The 4,129-nt window shown below is 68.6% G+C and carries 5 protein-coding genes and 1 pseudogene; 5 read left to right on the plus strand and 1 reads right to left on the minus strand.

Annotation, left to right across the window (positions count from 1 at the left end; genetic code table 11):
* Nucleotides 1–251 precede the first annotated feature (251 nt).
* The 5 genes from AB0C46_RS40580 (at nucleotide 252) to AB0C46_RS40600 (ending at nucleotide 3,888) form a co-directional block, all read left to right on the plus strand.
* On the plus strand, nucleotides 252–998 hold the full coding sequence (locus AB0C46_RS40580; RefSeq protein ID WP_362834157.1) for a methyltransferase: 747 nt from the start codon (nucleotides 252–254) through the stop codon (nucleotides 996–998).
* Nucleotides 995–1,525 carry a DedA family protein gene (locus AB0C46_RS40585; protein WP_362834158.1) on the plus strand — a complete coding sequence of 177 codons (531 nt, stop codon included), beginning with the start codon at nucleotides 995–997 and terminating at the stop codon, nucleotides 1,523–1,525. The genes AB0C46_RS40580 and AB0C46_RS40585 overlap by 4 nt, the downstream gene beginning before the upstream one ends.
* A 176-nt stretch (nucleotides 1,526–1,701) precedes the next feature.
* The gene (locus AB0C46_RS40590) at nucleotides 1,702–2,316 is read left to right on the plus strand and encodes a class I SAM-dependent methyltransferase (protein WP_362834159.1); all 615 of its coding nucleotides are present in this window, start codon (nucleotides 1,702–1,704) and stop codon (nucleotides 2,314–2,316) included.
* Between the two features lie 10 nt (nucleotides 2,317–2,326).
* The gene (locus AB0C46_RS40595; RefSeq protein WP_362834160.1) at nucleotides 2,327–2,785 is read left to right on the plus strand and encodes an MFS transporter; all 459 of its coding nucleotides are present in this window, start codon (nucleotides 2,327–2,329) and stop codon (nucleotides 2,783–2,785) included.
* A gap of 185 nt (nucleotides 2,786–2,970) precedes the next feature.
* Nucleotides 2,971–3,888: a hypothetical protein gene (locus AB0C46_RS40600; RefSeq protein ID WP_362834161.1), complete on the plus strand. Its 918-nt coding sequence runs from the start codon at nucleotides 2,971–2,973 to the stop codon at nucleotides 3,886–3,888.
* 117 nt (nucleotides 3,889–4,005) lie between these two features.
* On the opposite strand, the pseudogene AB0C46_RS40605 reads toward AB0C46_RS40600, so the two are convergent.
* A pseudogene (locus AB0C46_RS40605) lies at nucleotides 4,006–4,129 on the minus strand (ABC transporter); the annotation flags it as partial.

The raw sequence follows: 4,129 nt of genomic DNA on the forward strand, positions 1-4,129 counted from the left end.
CCAGAAGGGCGTCCAGGCTGGTAGTCACACACGAGTCAACGGGCGCCCTTCGCCATGGTCGCGGCCAGCACAAACATCGGACTCATTCATCTAGGTCTCAGGGTGGGCGCCCGTCCGTCCAGAGGATGACGCCGGGGCCAGCAGTGGCACTTCAGGACCGTCCGACTTTGGGTCTTTTAGGGGAGGACGTCGCTGACCTGTGCATTCGAGGATGGGGACATCGAATCCTCCACCCTTTTCCAGGAGTCCCCATGTCCTACACGGCAGCCGAGCCGGATTCCCCGACTCACCACCGCGGCCGGGCTCAGCGTGCGACCGAAGGATGGGCGTTTTTAGTTGAATCGATACGGAACCATCGCACGGTCGGTTCCATCGCCCCCAGCGGAAAGTCGCTGGCCAATCTGCTGGCTGAGCCGTTGCTGGAACGTGAGCCGCGGATTTCGAACGTCCTGGAAGTAGGCGCGGGTACCGGCTCGGTCACACGAGCCCTGCTCCCCCGGATACCCCGGGGAAGCCGACTCGACATCGTCGAATCCAACGCCCATTTTGCCGCTCATCTGCGTCGCCTGGTCCGCGGCTACCCGAACCTGCCGGCACAGCAGGAGCAAGTGCGCGTCCATAACGTATATGTCGAACAGCTCACGACTGACCGCCGCTATGACGTGATCGTCTCTGGCCTGCCGTTCACCAACTTCTCCCCCGGGCAGGTGGACGAAATCATGGGTCGCTACTTGGACCTGCTCCGTCCCGGGGGCACTCTCACCTACTTTTCCTATTGCGGCAGTCGCTGGGTCCGCACCTTGCTGCCATCCCGCCCAGAGGCCCGCCGTCAACGCGACGTCAAAGATCTGTTGCACCAATATCACCACCGGTACGCGATCGGCTGCTGGACCGTGTGGGGAAATCTGCCACCCGCGAAGGTATGGCAACTGCGCCGGCCACTCGATGCTGTCAGCGCCTCCGCCGCATTGACCGCCCAGCCTGACCTATCGCGATGAATGGCCTCACCAGCCTGCTCAGCCAGATTCCCCCTGCCGCCGCCTACACGGTGCTGGCCACAGGAATCGTGGCAGAATCTATTCTGCTGGTGGGTGCCCTCGTCCCCACTCTCGCCCTCATGCTCACCGCGGGAGCCTTGGCCCGCACTGGCAGCATGAACCTGTTGTGGGTCATCTCAGTCGCCGCCTGCGCTGTCATGATCGGGGATGCTCTTGGCCATCGAACCGGCCGCCTGCTGGGCAAGCGCCTGCGTACCGGGAATCTCGGCCGCCGCATTCCTGCCTCGGCGTGGCAGCGAGTCGAAACCCTCATGAAGAAGCGCGCCGGCCAAACCCTCCTGGTCTTCCGCTTTGTGCCTGTGATGCGGACCCTTGCTCCGCACCTGGCCGGCATCATTGGCCTGCCTTACCGTCATATCGCCCCGTACAGCGCCCTGGCCTCGGTCACATGGGCGAGCGTGGAAGGCGGCGCGGGCTACACAGCGGCCTTCTCCCTCCAGCACATCTCCGCGATCGGGGGCCCGTAGCCGGCCAGAGCCGCTTTGTTGGCCCTCGGACGCCGCCCTGGGCAAACTCCGGTGCCAGAGCAAACTCCGGTGCCAGAGAAGGCAGGCCGCAGCATCCCCGCGTGTGCAGCAGATCTGGGACGGCGAATCCTTCGGTGTGCACTCGGCAGGCCATGACCGGCCTCTACGATGATCCGATGCGCCAGCCCGCCCCCGAGCCGTACTGGAACACCAACGTTGCCCGGCACCCGGGCATCCTCCGGTCTGTTCCCGAGGGGTGCGGCGATGCCCTGGACGTTGGCTGTGGGGACGGGCTGCTGGCACAGAAGCTTGCCGGGCGGGCGAAACACATCACCGGAATCGACAAGTCGCCGGACATGATCGCCTGCGCACGCGCCTCCGCTGCCGGCCACCCGCAACTCACCTTCATCGAGGGAGACTTCCTCACCGCGGAACTTCCCGGTGCGGAGTACGACTTTGTCTGCTCGGTGACCACGATCCATCACATGGACTTCGAGGCAACCCTCGTCCGCATGCGCGAGCTGCTGCGGCCTGGCGGCACGCTGGCGGTGGTCGGCCTGGCCCGCGAGGCGAGCGTGACGGAGTGGGCGGCGTTGATCGCGACTGCCCCGATCGTGCGGATCACGAAGGTGCTGCGTCGCGCGCGTGGCCCACAGGGCATGCCGGTCGCCGACCCGCAGATGAGCTATGGGCAGGTGCGGGCTGCTGCCCAGCGGCTGCTGCCCGGCGTGCGCTACCGCCGTCATGTGCTGCGCCGGTACTCACTGACCTGGGAGAAACCCGCCCGCTGAACCGGCATCGATGGCGATTTTCCCGGCACTGGTCGCAGTGGTGAACCTGGCCTCGGCCAAGCTGGCCGGACTGTTCGGCCCGCGGGTGCCGATGGTCGCAGGACAGCTGCTCGGGACGGCCGGCCTGCTGGCGCTGCTCACCGTCGGCGCGCACACCAACGTGTGGGTGGTGGCGGCGCTGATGGTGCCGGTCGGCCTCGGCGGGGCGCTGACGGTGCCTGCGCTGACCGCGATGCTGCTCGACGCCGTGCCCGCGGACCGGGCAGGCACCGCGTCCGCCGTGCTCAACACCGGCCGCCAGGCCGGCGGAGCGATCGCGGTGGCGGTCTTCGGGGCGCTGCTGGCGGGGGCGGACACGTTCCTGGCCGGCATTCGGTGGAGCGTGCTGATCGCAGCGGCCGGGCTCGTACTGACGGCGGGCGCGACGCTCACGCTGCCGCGGGGCAGGCGCCGGGACGAGGAGGCGTGAGGCCCTGAAGGACGGGGCCGCGGCGTGCGGCTGTGCGGCGCCTGCCTGCCGAGTCCGGCTACGCGCTCCCTCGGATGGCGTACCCGTCGCTGGGCCCCGCTCACCATGATCAATAACCTGGCGTCCGGCGCGTGATCTCGCGTCTGCCGGACGGAGAAGGCGAGCGACTCCCAGTGAAACTCCCGATGTTGCAGCACATGGCCGGGCTCACCGCGGCGACCGCGCTGCTGACGGTGCTCGGCACCGCCCCGGCCGGGGCGGACGGCACCTGGCAGAAGGTCGGCGGCGATGCCCGCAGCGGTGTCAGCGGCCTCGCGTACGAGGGCCGTACCGGAGACGGAGCCGGGGTGCACGTGCTGGTCGTGCACGACAACAAGCGGTCCGGGCAGCAGCGTCTGTCCCGGATCACCCACCGGGAGGGCTCCGACAGCATCTCCCCGATCACCTGGGACGGGCCGGAACCCGTCGACCTGGAGGCCATCGAAGCCATTCCGAGGATGCCGGGGGAATACCTGGCGCTCACCGGCCGCGGCCTCGTCTACCGCCTGAAGGTCACCGGCTCCACGGCGACGGTCGTCGATTACTCGCCGCTGCCGGCGATCGGCGAGGGTGACGACTTCGAGAGCTTCGCGCTCGTCGCCCAGAACGGGAAACTCGCCGCCCTGTGGGCGGACCGGGGAGCCGGCGCGGATCGTCCCGCCACGCTGTACGCGGCGCCCCTGACATTCGCCCCGTGGGGACAGCCGCAGTTCGGCGCTGTGACGCACCGGGCCTACCGGGCGGCATACCCGACCGACGGCGGCACGCGACACCTCTCCGACATCTCGGTGACCAGCTCCGGCCGGATCATCGCGAGTTCGGCGGCGGACGCCGGTGACGACGGCCCGTTCGACTCGGCAGTGAGCGACGCGGGCCGGGTGACCGTGTCGGCGGCGGGCCGGGTACGGGTCACGCTCGCGGCGTCCCCTACCGTGCTCGGGAGGTTCCCGCAGTACAAGATCGAAGGGGTGGAGTGTCTGCCTGGGTCCGCCGATGCCCTCCTGGGCACCGACGACGAGAACCTCGGCGGATACGTGAGGACCATGCCGTTCTGCGGACCCTGACCCGGTCGCCGTACGCAACTCGGCCCCTGGGGACGCTGTTGGGCAATTCGGGGGCTCGTGTGACGTGTCGTCGGCCTCCAGGACCCGGTTGGGGACCCCTCCGAGCCGGTCTCCCCTTTCTTGTGCGGTAGTCGGCGGCCCCCGAACCGCCGCGGTGGTGCGCTGCGGGACATAGCCGATCCGGGCCCAGTCCTTGAACCGCCGGAACTCCGTGCCGAAGAGGTCCAGCTCACCGCCGGTG

The sequence above is a fragment of the Streptomyces sp. NPDC048637 genome (assembly GCF_040650675.1).
Classification (GTDB): domain Bacteria; phylum Actinomycetota; class Actinomycetes; order Streptomycetales; family Streptomycetaceae; genus Streptomyces.